This is a genomic window from Alkalimonas collagenimarina (genome assembly GCF_030717845.1).
Taxonomy (GTDB): Bacteria; Pseudomonadota; Gammaproteobacteria; order Enterobacterales; family Alteromonadaceae; genus Alkalimonas; species Alkalimonas collagenimarina.
This window is the reverse complement of record NZ_JAUZVZ010000062.1, coordinates 1-1045: the sequence shown is the minus strand read 5'-3', so window position 1 is coordinate 1045 and position 1045 is coordinate 1. Positions and strand designations below refer to the sequence as shown.

Sequence of the window (1045 nt, the reverse complement as noted above, 5' to 3'; positions counted from 1 at the left end):
CCTGCGTCAACCAGCCAATTTAATTGCAGCATCAACATCTGGCTCGTCTACTTGGTCGATTAATCTACGCGCATAAGGCGACACTGAATCTAATTAGCGACGTTGTGATTCTGCAAACAAAGTACCAAAGGCAAGAGAAGACTTTCCAGAGCCAGAGATACCAGTAAAAACCACCAGTGCGTTGCGAGGTAAGTCGACATCGATGTTTTTTAAATTGTGAACTCGCGCACCGCGCACTTGAATACAGTTTTCTGGATCACTATCAACTTTTTTAGCTTTGTTTCCAGTGCTTGTTAAGTCTTTTCTCGTTATGGCCATAAACTGTTTATCCTATTGTATTGCGCTGCGTCCTTTTACAACGGGTGCACCTCTATTAGTATTTATTGATGAAGCTCATCAATTTCTCAATAAGCGAATTGGTGAAGAAACGAACAGGTTTGAGTTGGATGCCTTTGGGAATATTGCTAAAGAAGGTAGAAAGTATGGTTTAAATACCATCATTGCTACTCAGCGACCACGTGACATTCCTGAAGATGTTTTAAGTCAGATTGGTACACTTATTGTGCATAGGTTGACCAATCAGCTGGACCAAGAAATTGTAAAAAAGGCTGTTGGCGCTATTGATCAACGTTCAGCATCTTTTCTCCCTGTCTTGGGTCAAGGAGAAGCGTTGTTGTTAGGAGTCGATTTCCCATTTCCTATGACTGTGAAAATGAAACGTCCTGCAAATGCGCCAACTTCGAAAAGCGCTGGCTTTTCTAAAAGTTGGAAACCGGAAGTATAGGAAAGCAATTAATTAGTTTCGATCTTTATTGTTTTATTTTTTATTTTTATTGAGATTCTTGTCAGATTAGTTTTAAGCTTTATTGTTATATTTTTATGTCTATTGACATGTAGCATTTAGGCATACACGAGAGAAAAGTTTCAAGCTTTAATGTCATCCCACATTAATGTGAGAGAGTAATAAAGATTCATACTAATATATGATTAAAAGGCCAGCATTTTTGCTGGCTTTTTCTTTTTAGTCGGCAACAGTGTATTTAAC

2 pseudogenes are annotated in these 1045 nt (G+C 38.4%); one reads left to right on the top strand and one right to left on the bottom strand.

Features of this window, described 5'->3' with window-relative positions:
- Window positions 1-27: 27 nt before the first annotated feature.
- A pseudogene (locus tag Q3O60_RS17590) lies at window positions 28-318 on the bottom strand (excinuclease ABC subunit A); the annotation flags it as partial.
- Between the two features lie 49 nt (window positions 319-367).
- Here Q3O60_RS17590 and Q3O60_RS17585 point away from each other — a divergent pair.
- Window positions 368-784 (top strand): annotated as a pseudogene (locus tag Q3O60_RS17585) (ATP-binding protein); the annotation flags it as partial.
- Window positions 785-1045: the final 261 nt, after the last annotated feature.